The organism is Ruegeria sp. THAF33 (assembly GCF_009363615.1).
GTDB lineage: Bacteria > Pseudomonadota > Alphaproteobacteria > Rhodobacterales > Rhodobacteraceae > Ruegeria.
Genome location: NZ_CP045384.1, coordinates 2,153,737 through 2,170,504 on the forward strand (window position 1 = coordinate 2,153,737; position 16,768 = coordinate 2,170,504).

Consider the following 16,768-nt stretch of genomic DNA (forward strand, 5'->3'; position numbering starts at 1 on the left):
CTGTTCAGTCTCTTTTCTTGTGCCCATGCGGCCCGCGTTTGACGACCTCCTGCAATCGGTCTGCATAGGCCTGCCGCTCATCATCACTCATGGCGGTAACACGTGCCAGCCATTGCGTTTGCAAGGCCTGCTGCAAATCGGCGGTGGCCTGTGCTTGTTGTTGCAACAGAACCTGAACGGCCACCGGGTCAAAGGGCGTTGCACGCAACGCCTGACTGAGCGCTTCAAAATCCTGAGCGCGACCCTTGGATCCCTTTTTGTGCAGGCCCGTCAGCTCGCCCCGCATCGCCTTTCGATCATCCTTGGGCAGGGCCCGGTACAACGCGGGGCCGAAGCCGGGCGGTGATTTGGCATGATCCCCACCTTTGAGGCGCAATACGGTGCCCACAGCGATACCGACAACCAGCAGGTTCAGCGCCAGTGACAGGGCCAGGACGACAGGAACCCACCTGCGTTTGGGCTTGGGATCAGCGTTCATTCCGTGCTCTCCAGAAAACTCGAGTCAAATCCAAGGTCCGCGACGAGGAAGGGTGTCTTCTCTGACGTCAACAGGTTGGCCGGGTCCGGCAGAAAGGCCGGTGCGGAAAACCCGATCCAGACCCCGGCAGCGCTTGCGGCGACAAGCCCGCCAAGGCCCTGCCATCCTCCTACATTGCTTATCAACCTGTTCCATATCGAAGGCATCGGCTGCGGTGCGGGCGCAAGGCGACCGAGGCGAACAGTTTCAGCATCCGTCTGGATGCGCACGGCAAGATCGTCTGGCAGTACTGGTCGCTGCCGCTGTGCCTGTGCAAACAAGTGATCCAGTTCCAGGTCTTCATCCGCCATTGTCATACCCCAGTTCTTCGCGTCGTCCGGCCAAGATCGCGGTCAGGCTGCGCTTGCCTCTTGCGGTCAGGCTTTCAACTGCTTCTACCGAAATGCCCATTATCCCGGCAATCTCGGGGTTGGGCAGCTCTTCAATATGGCGCAGCACGACCGCTTGTCGCTGCCGCTCGGGCAGCTCTGCCAAAGCCGACTGCAAGGCATCCTTGCGCGCCTCGTCCTGCATGCGGTCAACAACGCTGGCCTTGCCATCTTCGGGCTCGGGAACGTCCGACAACCTGTCGGGTGTCTTCTTGCGCCTGATGTCCACGCACAGGTTCAGCGTCACCCGATACAGCCAGGTCGAAACCTTGGCCTGACCCGACACCCAATTCGGCGCCATCTGCCATAACCGCATCATCGCATCCTGCGTCACGTCTTCCGCCTCGGCCCGATTGCCCAACATGCGCAAAGCAACCGAGTAACAGCGTGGCCCCAAACGATCGGTCAGGATCCGTGCCGCCCCCGCCTCGCCGTCGGCGAATTGCCTCAGCAACGCATCGTCGCTGAGTGTGTTCGCGGCACAATCCGCACCGCGAACATCTTGTGGGTGGGAGGTCAGATCCTCCATCCTGCATCAGTTATCGCTTGCATTCGATTTTTGATGCTTTTTCTTAGGGTGCCGTCCCATCCGATCTTTGGCATCGGCAAATTCCTGTTCCGAGATTCCGCCACTGTTGTCCGCATCCATCCGATCAAACATCTTGTCAGCCCGGCGCGGTTTCGGCAACTCATCCTGGCTGAGGAAGCCATCTTTGTTCGCGTCGTTGTTTTCGAACATCCTGGCAACCCGATCGCTGGCTTTCTTCTGGGCGGCAGCCTGCATTTCTTCCTGGCTCAGCATTCCATCCCCATTGGTGTCCGCCTCAGTGAAACGAGCGGTGCGATGCGCCTCCATCTCTTGTTGCGTCACCTGACCATCGCCATCGGCGTCCAGTTCCTGAAAGGACACCGGCTCGCGGCCACCCGGGCCAGCGGCCAGAACAGAAGTACCGGTAATCGCAACAGCCGACATAACAATGGCCGAGATGAATGTAACGTTTTTCATTTCCGTTTCCTTTTGTTGACGCGGCCCGAGTGCCGCCGCTCATACCCATTCAAACGGGCCGCGCCAGGGATTCCGTCGCTAAAGTCGATATTATTTTTTGAAAGGTTCGGGACCGCCCCAAGACGAGGTGCTGGGCAGACGTTGCAAAGCGACGCACCCCCCTTTTATATTTCCACGATCAGGCCCATTATCCGCAAAAGATTACTGCGCGAGTTACATTATGACGGATCAGACGATCGAGACGACCTCTGAAGATGAGCGTGAGACATGGCCAGCCCTGGTCAAGGGGTTTCGCTGCAAATGCCCCAACTGCGGGGAAGGCAAGCTGTTGCACAGCTATCTCAAGGTCAATGACACCTGCTTGAACTGCGGGCAGGAGTTGTTTCACCATCGCGCAGATGATGGGCCCGCCTACCTGACAATCCTGCTGGTCGGCCATCTGCTGGCGCCTGCTCTGCACGTGTCCTATGTGCATTGGCGGCCCGATCCGTGGACCATGGCCATCGGCTTTTCCGTCGCCTGCGTCGCCCTGTCCCTGTACCTGTTGCCACGCCTGAAAGGTGCGGTGGTGGCATATCAGTGGGCACGCCGCATGCATGGCTTTGGAAAAACCGCGTGACCCGACCCAGTTGACCAGTTTGGACATGACACTCGACAAAACAGCCATCCGGGACGCAGCGACGGTTATCGTGCTGCGGGACAGATGGACAAACCCCTCGATCCTTATGGGGCAGCGCGGGTCCAAAGCGGCCTTCATGCCGAACAAGTTCGTCTTTCCCGGTGGCGCGGTTGATCCGGCTGACGCGGATGTTCCATTGGCAACGGATTTGCCGGATCTGTGCTTTGAACGTTTGGGCGAACAGGCCGAGCCGGGGATTCAACGCGCCCTCGCCGCTGCCGCCATACGCGAGCTTTGGGAAGAAACCGGTCTTGTTCTTGGCCAGCCGGGCACATGGCCCGGTCATGCACCTGACGATTGGCAAAGCTTTGCCGCGTTGGGTTACCTGCCAACTGCGGCTGCGCTTCAGTTCGTCTTTCGCGCGGTAACTCCACCGGGCCGTCCCCGCCGGTTCGATGCGCGGTTCTTTCTGGTCGACGCCGACGCTCTGCAAGGTGATGTGGATGATTTCAGTCACGCCTCGGATGAGCTGTCGCACCTGCAATGGGTGCCACTGGATCGGGCACGGGATCTGGATCTGCCGTTTATCACCGAGGTCGTTCTGGCGGAAATAGCGGCCCGGGTTACGTCCCCCGAGCCGCCATCGTCGGTTCCATTCTACAAAAACAACGAAGAAGCCAACCTGTTCCTGCGTCTCAGGGGCTATCAGATGCCAACCCACGACTGACGGATCGGTTTCACCGCATCCGGCTGACCACCACCGTCACTTCGGGCTTTTTGCCAATTTCGGCTTTGGCTGTCTGCCGCACGATGCGGCGCATTTCTTCTTCCAGCTTGTCGTCATCGCGCAGGGTCTTGGCGGCGGCCCGCATCAGGAACTGGTTCAGATCCTCTTCCAGCACTTCGACCAACGCGGCACGGGACGTGCCAGTTTCGGGCAGCCCCATGGTGTCGCACCACGGCTCGCCCAGCGGTTCGTCTTCTTCGTCCAGAACCACCGTCACCGTAACATGGCCGTTCAAAGCCATGCGGATACGATCCCGCACCACGCCGTCAAGGGCGCCGATCTTCACGGTGCCGTCCAGATATGTGCGACCGGTTTCAACATAATCGACGACCACAGGCGCATTGCCGCTGAGATCCAGCATGGTGCCGTTCACCGCCAGCACTCCGGTTCTGCCACCCTGCTCTGCCAGTTTGACATGCTCGCGCAGGTGCCGGTGTTCGCCATGCATCGGGATCACGAATTGCGGATCGGTCAGTGCGTGCACTTTCTCGAGGTCCGGCCGGTTCGCATGGCCCGAGACATGATAAAGGCCCGAACTGTCATCGACGACATCCACGCCCTTTTCGCTGAGCTGGTTCATGATAAAGATCACGCCCCGCTCGTTCCCGGGAATGGTTTTCGAGGAAAACAGGAACAGATCGCCCTCGGCCAGCTCCAGACCACGGTACTTGCCACGGGCCAGTTGGGCGCTTGCGGCCCGTCGTTCCCCCTGGCTGCCGGTCACGATCAGCATCAGGTTCTGGCGCGGAAGGTCCAGAGCCTCTTCGGCGCTGATCACCTTGGGAAAATCCGCAAGAATACCGGTTTCGGTCGCGGCTTCGATCATCCGACGCATCGCGCGCCCAAGCAGGACGACGGAACGCCCGGCCCGCGCACCCGCCTCGGCCAGCGTTTTGACCCGCGCAACGTTCGACGCAAAGGTGGTCGCCACAACCATACCTTCCGCGCCTTCGACCAGCTTGACGATCTCGGGGCCAACTTCGGATTCTGAACGCCCCGGATGGGTCGAAAACACATTCGTACTGTCACAGACCAGCGCCTTGATGCCGGGCTTGGCGACCTCGGCCCACAGGTCAGGGTCAAAGGCCTCTCCAACGACCGGAGCAGCATCCAGCTTGAAGTCGCCCGAATGCACGACACGCCCTGCGGGGGTGTCGATGACCAATGCGGCACTTTCGGGAATCGAGTGCGAAACAGGAAGGAAGCCAACCGTGAACGGCCCGACGGACACCTGTTCAGGCCAGGCGGAAACGGTCGTGACCGCCTCGGTCGGGTGTGCGTGTTCTTCCATCTTGCGGCGCGCGATATTGGCCGTGAAGGCACGCGCATAGACCGGCGCACCCAAGGCTTCATAACAATGGGCCACGGCGCCGACATGGTCTTCATGGGCGTGCGTGATGAAAACACCATCCAGCCGGTCGGCACGCTCTTTCAGCCAAGAGATATCGGCATAGATGAGGTCAACGCCCGGCGTTGTGTCCATATCAGGAAAAGTGACGCCCAGATCCACCAGAATCAGGCGTTCCTTTCCCGGTTCACCGTAGCCGTACACATAGGCGTTCATGCCAATTTCGCCCGCGCCACCCAGCGGCAGGTAGATCAATCTTTCACTGCTCATACGGAGCCATTATCCTTGTTGTAGCGATGGATCACGGTCAGGCCGTGCATCGTCAGATCATCCTCGATTGCGTCGAACCCCACGTCGGCCTGATCGAACAAGGGGGCCAGCCCTCCGGTTCCAACGACTTTCATCGGCATTCCATACTCGGCCTTGATCCGGGCGATCAGCCCCTCGATCAAACCGGAATATCCCCAATACACGCCCGATTGAATACAACCAACCGTATTCGTACCGATCACCTTGTCAGGTCGGGAGACATCGATATGCGGCAGCGCCGCGGCGCCCTGATGCAGGGCCTCAAGGCTCAGGTTCACACCGGGGGCGATAATGCCCCCCACATATGCGCCGTCGGCGGCGACAACATCGAAATTCGTTGCGGTTCCGAAATCCACGACAACCACATTGCCACCATGGCGGTCAAAAGCGCCCACGGCATTGGCCAGTCGATCCGGGCCAGGCACCGTGCCTTCATCCACACGCGGCGGGACAGGCAACAGGCAATCGGGCTTGCCCACAACCAATGGTCTGCACCCAAAAAAGCGATCGGCGAAGATGCGCAGGTTGAACACGACGCGCGGCACGGTCGAGGCGATGATCACATCGGTGATGTCCGCCTCGATCCCATAATGCTTTACCAGCGTCGAATACCAGGTGAAATAAGCGTCTGCCGTGCGCGCATGGTGGGTCGAGGTGCGCAGGGTACACAAAAACTCCTCACCGTCCCAGATCGAAAAGACGGTATTGGTATTGCCGCAATCGATGGCCAGAAGCATCCGCGCCCCTCTCAGAAATAGACATCCGCCGCAGGAATGCTCACGCGGCCTTTGGCGGTGTTTAAGACAAGGTTACCGCTTGCGTCCACCGTTTCGAAGGTTCCAACCGTTTCTGACGTACCGGTCCGCGCGGTGATGACCTCGCCCAACCGGGCCGCCCGGGACAGCCAGGCGGTGCGGATCGGTTCGAACCCATAGGTGACGAACTGGGTTTCATACGCGGCGTAGGCCGCGGCCAGTTCGGTCAGAAAATCCTCGGGCGAGACATGTGCCCCGGTTTCCGAAAGAAGTGACACGGGACGAACCGCGCCGGGCTCCACCGCGTCGGCATCCGGGGCATTGGCCAGATTCACTCCGATGCCGATGGACAGATGCCCCACGCCATGCCCCTGCCCCGTGCTTTCCAGCAGGATACCGGCAAGCTTGCCGCCGTTCAGCAGCACGTCATTGGGCCATTTCAGCGACAGTCCGGCAGCCCGCCCGGTAACGGCGACACACGCGTCAAAAAGGGCCAGCGCCGCCACGAAACTGCGCAAAGCCGCCTGTTCCGGCGCGCCCTGAGGACGCATCAGCAAGGTCGCCGCCAGGTTGCCCATCGGGTTGGCCCAGCTTCGTCCGCGCCGCCCGCGCGCCGCCGTCTGGTGATGCGCCATGATCCAGACGGGACCACGCGCATTCGGAGCAATCCGCGCCGCTTCATTCAGCGTGCTGTCGACTTCCTGCACCTCGTGCAGGCCATAGCCTTGGGGCCATTTTGTCATATCAAAAAGGCTCGGTCGCGCAACCGAGCCCCTCTTTCCGGTTGTGCAAAACGATCAGTTGACAAGCGTGGCCGCCGCGGCTGCTGCCGCGCCCTCGACGCCGAACTGATAGAAGATACCGACCAGCATCAGGGCCGCAGACCCCATCAATGCCACCCACAGAACAGGGGTCGACCGGGTTTGGATCGGCTCTTCGTTCTCGGCCCCGAAATACATGTAGAACACGATCCGCAGGTAATAGAAGGCACCGATGACCGAAGCGATGGCCGAGACGACGACCAGACTGGTCAGACCCGCACTGACGCCCGCCTGCCAGACGCCGAATTTCGCAAAGAAACCAAGCATCGGAGGCACGCCCGCAAGGCTGAACATCAGGATCAGCACCGCCAGCGCCTTGCCCGGATCACGCTTGGAGTATTGCCGCAGAGCGTCAATGTCGGTGATGGGTTTGCCGTCACGCTCCATCATCAGAATGAAGGCGAAGGTGCCGATATTCATGGTCACGTAGATGGCCAGATACATCAGCATCGCCTTGATACCCAGCTCGGTACCGGCGGCCAGACCAATCAGCGCATAGCCCATATGGGCAATCGACGAAAACGCCATCAGACGCTTGATGTCGCGCTGCCCGATCGCGGCCACGGCCCCCAGCAACATCGACAATACAGACAGCAGGACAATCACTTGCTGCCAGTCTTCGACAACACCGCCGAACGCGTCATGCAACAGGCGCGCGAACAACGCCATCGCCGCAACCTTCGGCGCCGTGGCAAAGAAGGCCGTGATCGGCGTGGGAGACCCCTCGTAAACGTCCGGCGTCCACATATGGAACGGAACGGCCGAGACCTTGAAGGCCAGACCCGAGATCAGGAAGATCAGGCCAAACAGCAGCCCCAACGAAACATCGCCATGGTGAACTGTCTGGATGATGCCCGAGAACAACGTGGTGCCGGTAAAGCCATAAACCAGCGACGCGCCATAAAGCAGCAGCCCCGAGCTCAGCGCACCCAGCACGAAATACTTCAGACCTGCCTCGGTCGATTTCGCGCTGTCACGACGCAGAGCAGCCACGACATAAAGCGACAGCGATTGCAGCTCGAGCCCCATGTAAAGCGACATCAGATCGCCTGCGCTGACCATCATCATCATCCCCACGGCGGCCAGTGCCACCAGCAACGGGTATTCAAATCGCAGCAGATCACGGCGCGCCATGTATTCCTGGCTCATGATCAGTACGGCACCCGCCGACAGCAGGATGGCAACCTTGGCATAGCGGGCAAAGCCGTCATCGACGAACATGCCGTTGAAGGCCACGTTTGTACCCCCGCCCTGAGTTGCAATCCAGATTGCCAGAAGGGCCATAAGACCTGCCGTGGTCCAGACCAGCAGAGGCGCCAGCCCGTCCTTTGTCGTGTAGACAGCACCCAGCAGCGCCGCCATCGCATAAAGCGCCAGAACGATTTCCGGCAGGATGATTGTCAGATCAGCCTGGATCATGTCTCCAAAGCTCCCTTAATGCGAAGCGGCTGTCTGGGTCGCAGCCTCAGCCGCGGCCAGAGCCGTGTCATAGTTCGAAATCAGAGCCGCTGTGGATTGCCCGATCACATCGGTTACCAGCGACGGGTAGACACCCAGCAGGATGATCATCACGATCAGAGGGGCGAAGATCAACCGCTCGCGCGAGCTCATGTCGGTCATCGCCTTGAGGCTTTCCTTGATCAGATCGCCAAACACGACTCGGCGGTAGAGCCACAGCGCATAAGCCGCCGAGAAGATCACACCGGTTGCAGCCACCGCCGTTACCCAGGTGTTGACCTGGAACGCGCCCATCAGGGTCAGGAATTCGCCGATGAAGCCCGATGTGCCCGGCAGGCCGACATTGGCCATGGTAAACAGCATGAAGACCAGCGCGTATGCGGGCATCCGGATCACCAGACCGCCATAAGCCTCGATATCGCGGGTATGCATCCGGTCATAGATCACGCCGACACACAAGAAGAGCGCTGCCGAGATGAACCCGTGGCTGAGCATCTGGAAGATCGCGCCATCGATGCCCTGCTGGTTTGCCGCGAAAATACCCATGGTCACAAAGCCCATATGCGCGACCGAGGAATAGGCGATCAGCTTCTTCATATCCTCCTGTACCAGCGCCACCAGCGAGGTATAGACAACCGCGATGGCAGACATCCACAGCACCAGATCGGTCATCACGGCCGAACCCACCGGGAACATCGGCAGGCTGAACCGCAGGAAGCCATAGCCGCCCATCTTCAGCAGGATCGCCGCCAGTACGACCGATCCCGCCGTGGGCGCCTGAACGTGGGCGTCCGGCAACCAGGTGTGCACCGGCCACATCGGCATTTTCACCGCGAACGAAGCAAAGAAGGCCAGGAACATCAGGGTCTGCATGCCACCGACAACATAAATGCCCAGCACGCTGAAGCCCTCGGACGAGAACTGGTGCGTCATCAGCGCGGCAATGTCCGTGGTGCCTGCGTCAGCATACATTGCAACCATGGCGACCAGCATCAAGACCGAGCCGAGGAAGGTATAGAGGAAGAACTTGAAGCTGGCGTAGATCCGATCCTTGCCGCCCCATATCCCGATGATCAGGAACATCGGAATAAGACCTGCCTCGAAGAACAGGTAGAACAGTACAAGATCAAGCGCCATGAAGACGCCCAGCATCAGCGTTTCCAGCAGCAGGAAGGCAACCATGTATTCCTTGACGCGGTCCGTGACATTCCAGCTGGCCAGAATGGTCAGCGGCATGATGAAGGTCGTCAGCAGAACGAACAGGACACTGATGCCATCAACACCCATCTTGTATTTGAGGCCCATCAGCCACTCACCCTCTTCCACCATCTGGAAACCGGGGTTCGACGGGTCAAAGCCGGTATAGATGCCGATGGAAACCAGGAAGGTTACCGTGGTGGCCAGCAGAGCAATCCACTTGGCGTTCCGCTGTGCCGCCGCATCGTCACCCTGCAGGAACAAGGCCAGAATGCCTGCGGCGATGGCGGGGATAAACGTGACGATCGAAAGGATATAATCCATTACTGGGCCCCTCCGCCGATCGACATCCAGGTCACAAGGGCCGCGATGCCCAGCACCATCCAGAAGGCATAGGTAAAGATGTACCCGGTCTGCGCCTTGCCGGCGAGGCGGGTGAAGAAGGGAACGACGCCCATTGCTACTCCGTTCAGGAAGCCATCGATTGTATTGCCGTCACCGCGTTTCCACAGGAAGCGGCCAAGCGCCACAGTGGGTTTTACGAAGACCGCATCGTAGATTTCGTCGAAATACCACTTGTTCAGAAGGAACAGGTACAGCGGACGCTGATTTGCAGCCAGACGTGCCGGCAGCGACGTGTTCACGATGTAGAACCAGTAGGCCACGACAAAGCCCAGCAACATGGCGACGAAGGGTGAAACCTTGACCCATTTCGGAGCCGCGTGCGCATCGTCCAGAACATGGTTGTCCGGCGCCATGTAAAGCGCGCCCTCGCCGGGCTGGCCCGCAAAGACATAGTGATGATCGCCACCCTTGGCATCCTTCTCACCATGACCTTCATCGGCATGGCCGTCAGCAGCGTGGCTTTCATCCGCATGGCTGTCTTCACCGTGCGAAGCATCCGCCGCCGCATGGTCACCGGCCTCGGCATGTTCTGACGCTTCGGCAACCGGAATACCGTAGAACTTGCCGACCTTGTCCGCATGGCCAAAGAAATTGCCATACCAGATCATCCCGGCAAACACCGCACCCAGCGACAGAACGCCCAGCGGCACCAGCATGGTCATCGGGCTTTCATGTGCGTGGTCATGCGTATGCTTGTCCCCACGTGGTGTGCCATAGAAGGTCAGGAAGATCAGACGCCAGCTGTAGAACGAGGTGAACATCGCCGCGATCACCAGCATCCAGAAGGCGTACCCGGTTCCACCCGCATAGGCGCTTTCGATAATGGCGTCTTTAGACAGGAACCCGGCAAAACCGATTGTGGTAAGCGGAATGCCGACACCTGTGATGGCCAGCGTTCCGATCATCATCGCCCAGAAGGTATAGGGGATCTTTTTGCGCAGACCACCGTATTCCGTCATCTCCTGCTCGTGATGCATGGCGTGGATCACGGACCCCGCACCAAGGAACAACAGCGCCTTGAAGAAAGCGTGCGTCAGCAGGTGGAACATCGCCGCCGAATACATGCCCACGCCCGCGGCCACGAACATGTAGCCCAGCTGCGAACAGGTCGAATAGGCAATGACGCGCTTGATATCGGTCTGCACCAGACCCACGGTCGCCGCGAAGAACGCTGTCGAGGCCCCAAGGAAGGTGATGAACCCGGTCGCGCCCGGCGCGAACTCCATCAGCGGAGACATGCGGCAGACCAGGAACACGCCCGCTGTCACCATGGTGGCCGCGTGGATCAGGGCCGACACCGGCGTCGGGCCTTCCATCGCGTCGGGCAACCAGGTGTGCAGGATCAGCTGCGCGGATTTACCCATCGCGCCGATGAACAGCAGAACACAGATCACCTCGACCGCGGTCCATTCGCCCCACAGGAAATGCAGCTTTTCATCTGCAAGCGCGGGTGCCGATGCGAAAATGTCCGAAAAGTTGATGCTGTCGGTCAGGAAGAACAGCGCGAAGATGCCCAGCGCAAAGCCAAAGTCACCCACACGGTTCACGATGAAGGCCTTCATCGCCGCCGCATTTGCCGACGGCTTGCGATAGTAGAAGCCGATCAGCAGGTAGGATGCGACACCCACGCCCTCCCAGCCAAAGAACATCTGCACCAGGTTGTCCGCCGTCACCAGCATCAGCATGGCGAAGGTAAAGAAGGACAGATAGGCAAAGAAGCGCGGCTTATAGCTTTCGCCTTCGCGCCATTGCGGGTCGTGATCCATGTAGCCAAAGCTGTAGAGATGCACGAGCGCCGAAACCGTGGTGACCACGATCAGCATGATGGCGGTCAGCCGATCCAGACGAATGGCCCACGAGGTCGAGAGCGACCCGCTTTCGATCCAGCGCATGATCTCGATCTGTTGTGTGTGCCCGTCGAACGAGAAGAACACGAGCCATGACAGCAGACAGGCGAGGAACAGAAGGCCTGTGGCGGTCCACATGGCGGCTTTCTCGCCAATGAACTTCCAGCCAAAGCCGCAGATCAGCGCGCCCACCAGCGGGGCAAAGAGGATTGTGGTTTCCATGATCCCTTACCCCTTCATCATGTTGACGTCTTCAACCGCGATGGTGCCGCGGTTGCGGAAGAAGCAGACCAGAATGGCCAACCCGATCGCCGCCTCGGCCGCCGCAACGGTCAGCACGAACAGCGTGAAGACCTGCCCGACCAGATCGCCGAGGAAACTGGAAAACGCCACGAGGTTGATATTCACCGCCAACAGCATCAGTTCGATGCTCATCAGCAGGATGATAACGTTCTTGCGGTTCAGGAAGAGACCGAAGATGCCAATAACGAACAGCGTCGCCGCGACCGTAAGATAGTGTTCAAGTCCGATCATGGTCTCAAAGTCCCTGCCCCGGTTTCACGTCCTTCAACTCCATCGCTTTTGCCGGGTCGCGCATCATCTGGCCGATGATGTCCTGACGCTTGATGTCCTGACGGTGGCGCAAGGTCAGCACGATGGCACCGATCATGGCCACCAGCAGGATCAGGCCCGCCAGCTGGAACAGAAGGAAGTATTGATCGTAAAGAATGACGCCAAGCGCCTCGGTGTTGTGACGGTCCGCCGGGACCGGCTGCGCCAGATTGGCCGCTGCGCCCTGCGCGCTGTCCCAGGCTCCGAAGGCCATGACGAACTGCATCAGGATGACCAGACCGATCAACAGGGCCAGCGGCATATAGCGCGCCATCTCGGCCTTGAGCTCGGCAAAGTCCACGTCCAGCATCATCACCACGAACAGGAACAGCACCGCGACCGCGCCTACGTAGACGATGATCAGCAGCATCGCCACGAACTCGGCCCCAAGCAGCACGAACAGCCCCGCCGAGGACAGGAAGGACAGGATCAGCCAAAGCACCGAGTGCACCGGTTGACGACTGATCACCGTGAACAGTCCGCCGGTGATGGCGCTGATGGCAAACAGGTAGAAGGCAAAGACGGTCATTGATCCTCATCCTCGTTGTCGCCCATGACCTCTTGCGCCAGATCCAGCGCGCGGGTCATGGCCGGGATGCCGGCAAAGACCGACATCTGACCGATCGTTTCCACGATCTCTTGTTTCTTGGCACCAGCCTCAAGCGCGTGGCGCACGGTCTGGCGCACCGCCGAGTCCGCCTGAGCGCCCTGACAGGTCAGCCCGGCCAGCGTCAGCAACAGGCGAGTCTTGGCATCCAGCCCGTCCTTGTTGACGGTGTTGCCGAACATCATCTCCATGACCTCTTTCGGCATGGTCGGCCACAGCGCCTCGAACCCCTTGGGCGAGAAGCTTTCCATCGCCGGGTTCATCGCCTTGGCCATGTCCTGAGCCTGCTTCATCATCAGCTCGAACGGATTTGTCGGGCTGTCAGTCATCGGTAAGGCGCGTCCAATTCCAGATTGCGGGCGATCTCGGCTTCCCAGCGTTCGCCGTTGTCCAGCAGTTTCTGCTTGTCATAGAACAGCTCTTCTCGGGTTTCCGTCGCGAATTCGAAATTCGGGCCTTCGACGATGGCATCGACCGGGCAGGCCTCCTGACAGAAACCGCAATAGATGCACTTGGTCATGTCGATGTCATAGCGCGTGGTGCGGCGGCTGCCGTCTTCGCGCGGTTCGGCGTCGATGGTGATGGCCTGTGCCGGGCAGATCGCCTCGCACAGTTTGCAGGCGATACAGCGTTCCTCGCCATTGGGATAACGGCGCAGGGCGTGTTCGCCGCGGAAACGTGGGGACAGAGGCCCCTTTTCGTGCGGATAGTTCACCGTGGCCTTGGGGGCGAAGAAATACTTCAGCCCCAGCTTCATGCCGACCCAGAAGTCTTGCAGCAAGAAGTATTTGGCAGCGCGGGTATAGTCGATTTGGGTCATGATCAGCCTCCTACGCTCCAACGGGCAAACGCGCCCCAGAACCAGTCGAATTTCGCCGCGAAGGCCACGAAAACCACCCAAGCCAGCGAGAATGGCAGGAACACTTTCCAGCCTAGCCGCATCAGCTGGTCATAGCGGTAGCGGGGCGTGATCGCCTTGACCATCGCGAAGATGAAGAAGAAGAACGCCATCTTGGCGACCATCCACAGCACGCCATCGGGCAGGCCCGGGATCGGCGAAAGCCAGCCGCCGAAGAACAGCAGAGAGGTCAGCGCGCACATCAGGAAGATCGCGATGTATTCGCCTGCCATGAACAGCAGGAAAGGCGTGGCCGAGTATTCGACCTGATAACCGGCGACCAGTTCAGATTCCGCCTCGGGCAGGTCGAAGGGCGGGCGGTTGGTTTCGGCCAGGGCCGAGATGAAGAACAGGAACACCATCGGGAAATGCGGCAGCCAGTACCAGCTGAAGAAGCCGAACGAGCCGTCCTGAGCGCGCACGATGTCGCCAAAATTCATCGAGCCGGTCGAGATGATCACACCGATGATGATCAGGCCGATCGAAACCTCGTAGGAAATCATCTGCGCGGCCGAGCGCAGCGAGCCCAGGAACGGGTACTTTGAGTTCGACGCCCAACCGCCCATGATCACGCCATAAACCTCAAGCGAGGACACGGCGAATACATAGAGGATGGCCACGTTGATATCCGACAGAACCCAGCCATCGTTGAACGGGATCACCGCCCAGGCGATCATGGCCAGAACGAAGGATGTCAACGGTGCGAGGATAAAGACCGTCCGGTCGGCGCCCGCAGGAATGACGACCTCTTTCACCACATATTTCAGGGCATCCGCCACCGATTGCAGCAGGCCATAGACGCCCACCACGTTGGGGCCGCGGCGCATCTGGACAGCAGCCCAGATCTTGCGGTCCCCGTAAACAAGGAACAACAGTGAAATCATCACAAAGGCAACAACGGCAAGCACTTGCGCCAGAATGATGATGGCTATTCCGCCTGGGGTGTTAAAGAATTCAGCCATTGGTCCTCACACCGTGGGTATTCCGTTTTCCGCGCGCGATGCAAAGGCCAGAAGCCTGCGCAAATTGCGGCTGGGTCGGCGCGTTGGTGTAAACAGCATCTGCCGCCATTGCGCCACCCTTAATATTCGGTTTCACATGCAAATCTGGCGCGGCGAACTGCCACCCGGCAGCCGCTTTTGCCTGCGATATGAAACAGGTCTGGGTCATTCCGCCGCGATCTTCTCGGATTTGCGGGCCTGCGCCTGTGCCGACAGCTCGGCCATCAGCTGTGAAGCCCGTGCAATCGGGTTGGTCAGGTAGAAGTCCTTGATCGCATAGCGGAAAGTTGCGTTGCCCAGAGTACCGGTGTCGAGAGCTTTCACTTCGTTCTCGATCACTTCGTCGATGCGGGCCAGATGCGGAACCGCCTCGATCAAGGCCGTGCGCAACTGCGCCAGAGAGTCGTAGGGCAGTGTTGCGCCCAGTTCGGCCGACAAGGCGCGCAGGATGGCCCAGTTCTCCTTCGCCTCACCCGGCGCAAAACCGGCCCGCATCGCCAGTTGAGGGCGACCTTCGGTGTTTACGAACACGCCGTTTTCCTCGGTATAGGCCGCGCCTGGCAGGATCACATCGGCGCGGTGTGCGCCCCGGTCACCATGGCTGCCCTGATAGATCACAAAGGCGCCTTCGCCGATCTCGACCTCGTCCGCGCCAAGGTTGTAGATTACATCGGCGGCGCTGATCGCGTCCATTCCGCCTTCGTTCGTGGCACCCACGTCCATCGCACCGACGCGCGACGCCGCAGTGTGCAAAACGATCAGACCACTTTCCGTATTGGCCGCGATGGCTTGCGCAGCAGCCAGCACGGCGGCGCCGTCCGCTTCCTGCAAAGCGCCCTGTCCGATGATGACCAACGAACGTTTGCTCTTGATCTCATCATCTCCGCCCATGTCGACAACTTTTTGCAGCGCTGTTCGATCATCGCCAACGTGGTGATACTCATATGTCAGATCGACCGCAGGACCGACCAAAGCGACTTCGGCCCCATGCGCCCATGCCTTGCGGATACGCGCGTTCAGGACAGGCGCTTCGTCACGTGGGTTGGTACCGATCAGCAGGATGCGTTCCGTGGTGTCGATGTCTTCAATCGCGGCGGTACCGGCGTAAGCGCCACGATTGCCCGCCGGAAGCTTTGTGCCATCGGTACGGCATTCGACAACACCACCCTGCCCTTCGATCATCTGTTTCAGCGCAAACGCCGCCTCGACCGGAGCCAGATCGCCCACGATACCGGCAGGTTTCTCGGCGCCCTTCAGCGCCTCTGCGGCCCTGGTCAGCGCCTCGGACCATGAGGCCGGGCGCAGCTTTCCGTTTTCACGGACATAGGGCTTGTCCAAACGCTGACGGCGCAGGCCATCCCAGACGAAACGTGTCTTGTCGCTGATCCACTCCTCGTTCACGCCGTCATGATTGCGCGGTAGGAAACGCATGACTTCACGACCTTTGGTATCGACGCGTATGTTCGATCCCAACGCATCCATCACATCGATGCTTTCGGTTTTGGTCAATTCCCACGGACGCGCGGTAAAGGCGTAGGGCTTGGAGGTCAGCGCCCCAACCGGGCACAGGTCGATGATGTTGCCCTGCAAATTCGAATCCAGCGTCTGGTTCAGATACGAGGTGATCTCGGCATCCTCACCGCGCCCGGTCTGACCCATCTGAGTTATCCCGGCAACTTCGGTGGTGAAGCGCACGCAGCGCGTGCAGCTGATGCAGCGGGTCATTGCGGTGCCAACCAGCGGGCCAAGATCCAGGTCATCGACCGCCCGCTTTGCTTCCTTGAAGCGGGATCCCGACATGCCATAGGCCATCGCCTGATCCTGAAGGTCGCATTCGCCACCCTGATCGCAGATCGGGCAATCCAGCGGATGGTTGATCAGCAGGAACTCCATCACACCTTCGCGGGCCTTTTTGACCATGGGCGAGTTCGTCTTGACCACCGGGGGCTGGCCTTCAGGCCCCGGGCGCAGGTCGCGCACCTGCATCGCGCAGGAGGCCGCAGGTTTCGGCGGCCCGCCGACGACCTCGACCAGGCACATCCGGCAATTGCCAGCGATCGACAGACGCTCGTGATAACAAAAGCGCGGCACTTCGACCCCGGCTTGTTCACAAGCCTGGATCAGGGTCATCGCGCCATCGACTTCGATTTCCTGTCCGTCGATATTGATCTTGCGGAGGTCAGACATGGCTT

The 16,768-nt window shown here is 59.8% G+C and carries 19 protein-coding genes; 2 read left to right on the forward strand and 17 right to left on the reverse strand.

The genetic code is table 11. From position 1 onward, the window contains the following. Positions 1-4: 4 nt before the first annotated feature. From FIU92_RS10770 to FIU92_RS10785, 4 genes are read right to left on the reverse strand one after another with little or no spacing between them, the layout of a single operon-like run. A complete protein-coding gene (locus FIU92_RS10770) occupies positions 5-478 on the reverse strand; it encodes a periplasmic heavy metal sensor (protein ID WP_152458567.1) in 474 nt (157 codons plus the stop codon). Next, entirely contained in the window at positions 475-828 is a 354-nt protein-coding gene (locus tag FIU92_RS10775) for a hypothetical protein (RefSeq protein ID WP_152458568.1), read from the reverse strand. The genes FIU92_RS10770 and FIU92_RS10775 overlap by 4 nt, the downstream gene beginning before the upstream one ends. After that, positions 818-1,435 carry an RNA polymerase sigma factor gene (locus FIU92_RS10780; RefSeq protein ID WP_152458569.1) on the reverse strand — a complete coding sequence of 206 codons (618 nt, stop codon included), beginning with the start codon at positions 1,433-1,435 and terminating at the stop codon, positions 818-820. The genes FIU92_RS10775 and FIU92_RS10780 overlap by 11 nt, the downstream gene beginning before the upstream one ends. Positions 1,436-1,441: 6 nt before the next feature. Further along, positions 1,442-1,912, reverse strand: coding sequence for an EF-hand domain-containing protein (locus FIU92_RS10785; protein ID WP_152458570.1), 471 nt, complete (start codon positions 1,910-1,912; stop codon positions 1,442-1,444). A 220-nt stretch (positions 1,913-2,132) separates the two neighbouring features. Here FIU92_RS10785 and FIU92_RS10790 point away from each other — a divergent pair, with 220 nt between their 5' ends. Both FIU92_RS10790 and FIU92_RS10795 read left to right on the forward strand, forming a co-directional pair. Beyond that, a complete protein-coding gene (locus FIU92_RS10790; RefSeq protein ID WP_152458571.1) occupies positions 2,133-2,531 on the forward strand; it encodes a DUF983 domain-containing protein in 399 nt (132 codons plus the stop codon). 25 nt (positions 2,532-2,556) lie between these two features. Beyond that, a complete protein-coding gene (locus FIU92_RS10795) occupies positions 2,557-3,258 on the forward strand; it encodes an NUDIX hydrolase (RefSeq protein WP_152459896.1) in 702 nt (233 codons plus the stop codon). 10 nt (positions 3,259-3,268) lie between these two features. Here FIU92_RS10795 and FIU92_RS10800 read toward each other — a convergent pair whose 3' ends face one another. Genes FIU92_RS10800 through nuoG form a run of 13 tightly spaced genes read right to left on the reverse strand, consistent with a single transcriptional unit; the run spans position 3,269 to position 16,763 of the window. Continuing rightward, positions 3,269-4,936 carry a ribonuclease J gene (locus tag FIU92_RS10800; RefSeq protein WP_152458572.1) on the reverse strand — a complete coding sequence of 556 codons (1,668 nt, stop codon included), beginning with the start codon at positions 4,934-4,936 and terminating at the stop codon, positions 3,269-3,271. Then, complete coding sequence (locus FIU92_RS10805; protein WP_152458573.1) at positions 4,933-5,712, reverse strand: type III pantothenate kinase; 780 nt, start codon at positions 5,710-5,712, stop codon at positions 4,933-4,935. The genes FIU92_RS10800 and FIU92_RS10805 overlap by 4 nt, the downstream gene beginning before the upstream one ends. Positions 5,713-5,723: 11 nt before the next feature. Further along, positions 5,724-6,473 (reverse strand): biotin--[acetyl-CoA-carboxylase] ligase, encoded by a 750-nt coding sequence (locus FIU92_RS10810; RefSeq protein WP_152458574.1) that lies wholly within the window; start codon positions 6,471-6,473, stop codon positions 5,724-5,726. A gap of 54 nt (positions 6,474-6,527) precedes the next feature. Then, positions 6,528-7,970: an NADH-quinone oxidoreductase subunit NuoN gene (gene nuoN / locus FIU92_RS10815; protein WP_152458575.1), complete on the reverse strand. Its 1,443-nt coding sequence runs from the start codon at positions 7,968-7,970 to the stop codon at positions 6,528-6,530. Between the two features lie 15 nt (positions 7,971-7,985). Then, complete coding sequence (locus FIU92_RS10820; protein WP_152458576.1) at positions 7,986-9,530, reverse strand: NADH-quinone oxidoreductase subunit M; 1,545 nt, start codon at positions 9,528-9,530, stop codon at positions 7,986-7,988. Next, positions 9,530-11,680, reverse strand: coding sequence for an NADH-quinone oxidoreductase subunit L (nuoL, locus tag FIU92_RS10825; RefSeq protein ID WP_152458577.1), 2,151 nt, complete (start codon positions 11,678-11,680; stop codon positions 9,530-9,532). The genes FIU92_RS10820 and nuoL overlap by 1 nt, the downstream gene beginning before the upstream one ends. Positions 11,681-11,686: 6 nt before the next feature. After that, entirely contained in the window at positions 11,687-11,992 is a 306-nt protein-coding gene (nuoK, locus tag FIU92_RS10830) for an NADH-quinone oxidoreductase subunit NuoK (protein WP_005984024.1), read from the reverse strand. Positions 11,993-11,996: 4 nt separating this feature from the next. Next, complete coding sequence (locus FIU92_RS10835) at positions 11,997-12,599, reverse strand: NADH-quinone oxidoreductase subunit J (RefSeq protein ID WP_152458578.1); 603 nt, start codon at positions 12,597-12,599, stop codon at positions 11,997-11,999. Continuing rightward, positions 12,596-13,006, reverse strand: a complete 411-nt coding sequence (locus FIU92_RS10840) for a carboxymuconolactone decarboxylase family protein (protein ID WP_152458579.1) — start codon at positions 13,004-13,006, stop codon at positions 12,596-12,598. Before FIU92_RS10840 ends, FIU92_RS10835 begins: the two co-directional genes overlap by 4 nt. After that, a complete protein-coding gene (nuoI, locus tag FIU92_RS10845) occupies positions 13,003-13,497 on the reverse strand; it encodes an NADH-quinone oxidoreductase subunit NuoI (protein WP_152458580.1) in 495 nt (164 codons plus the stop codon). Before nuoI ends, FIU92_RS10840 begins: the two co-directional genes overlap by 4 nt. Positions 13,498-13,499: 2 nt before the next feature. Further along, positions 13,500-14,537, reverse strand: a complete 1,038-nt coding sequence (gene nuoH, locus FIU92_RS10850; protein WP_152458581.1) for an NADH-quinone oxidoreductase subunit NuoH — start codon at positions 14,535-14,537, stop codon at positions 13,500-13,502. Beyond that, positions 14,530-14,745 carry a hypothetical protein gene (locus tag FIU92_RS22945; RefSeq protein ID WP_152458582.1) on the reverse strand — a complete coding sequence of 72 codons (216 nt, stop codon included), beginning with the start codon at positions 14,743-14,745 and terminating at the stop codon, positions 14,530-14,532. The genes nuoH and FIU92_RS22945 overlap by 8 nt, the downstream gene beginning before the upstream one ends. Next, positions 14,742-16,763 carry an NADH-quinone oxidoreductase subunit NuoG gene (gene nuoG, locus FIU92_RS10860; protein WP_152458583.1) on the reverse strand — a complete coding sequence of 674 codons (2,022 nt, stop codon included), beginning with the start codon at positions 16,761-16,763 and terminating at the stop codon, positions 14,742-14,744. Before nuoG ends, FIU92_RS22945 begins: the two co-directional genes overlap by 4 nt. Between the last annotated feature and the right edge of the window lie 5 nt (positions 16,764-16,768).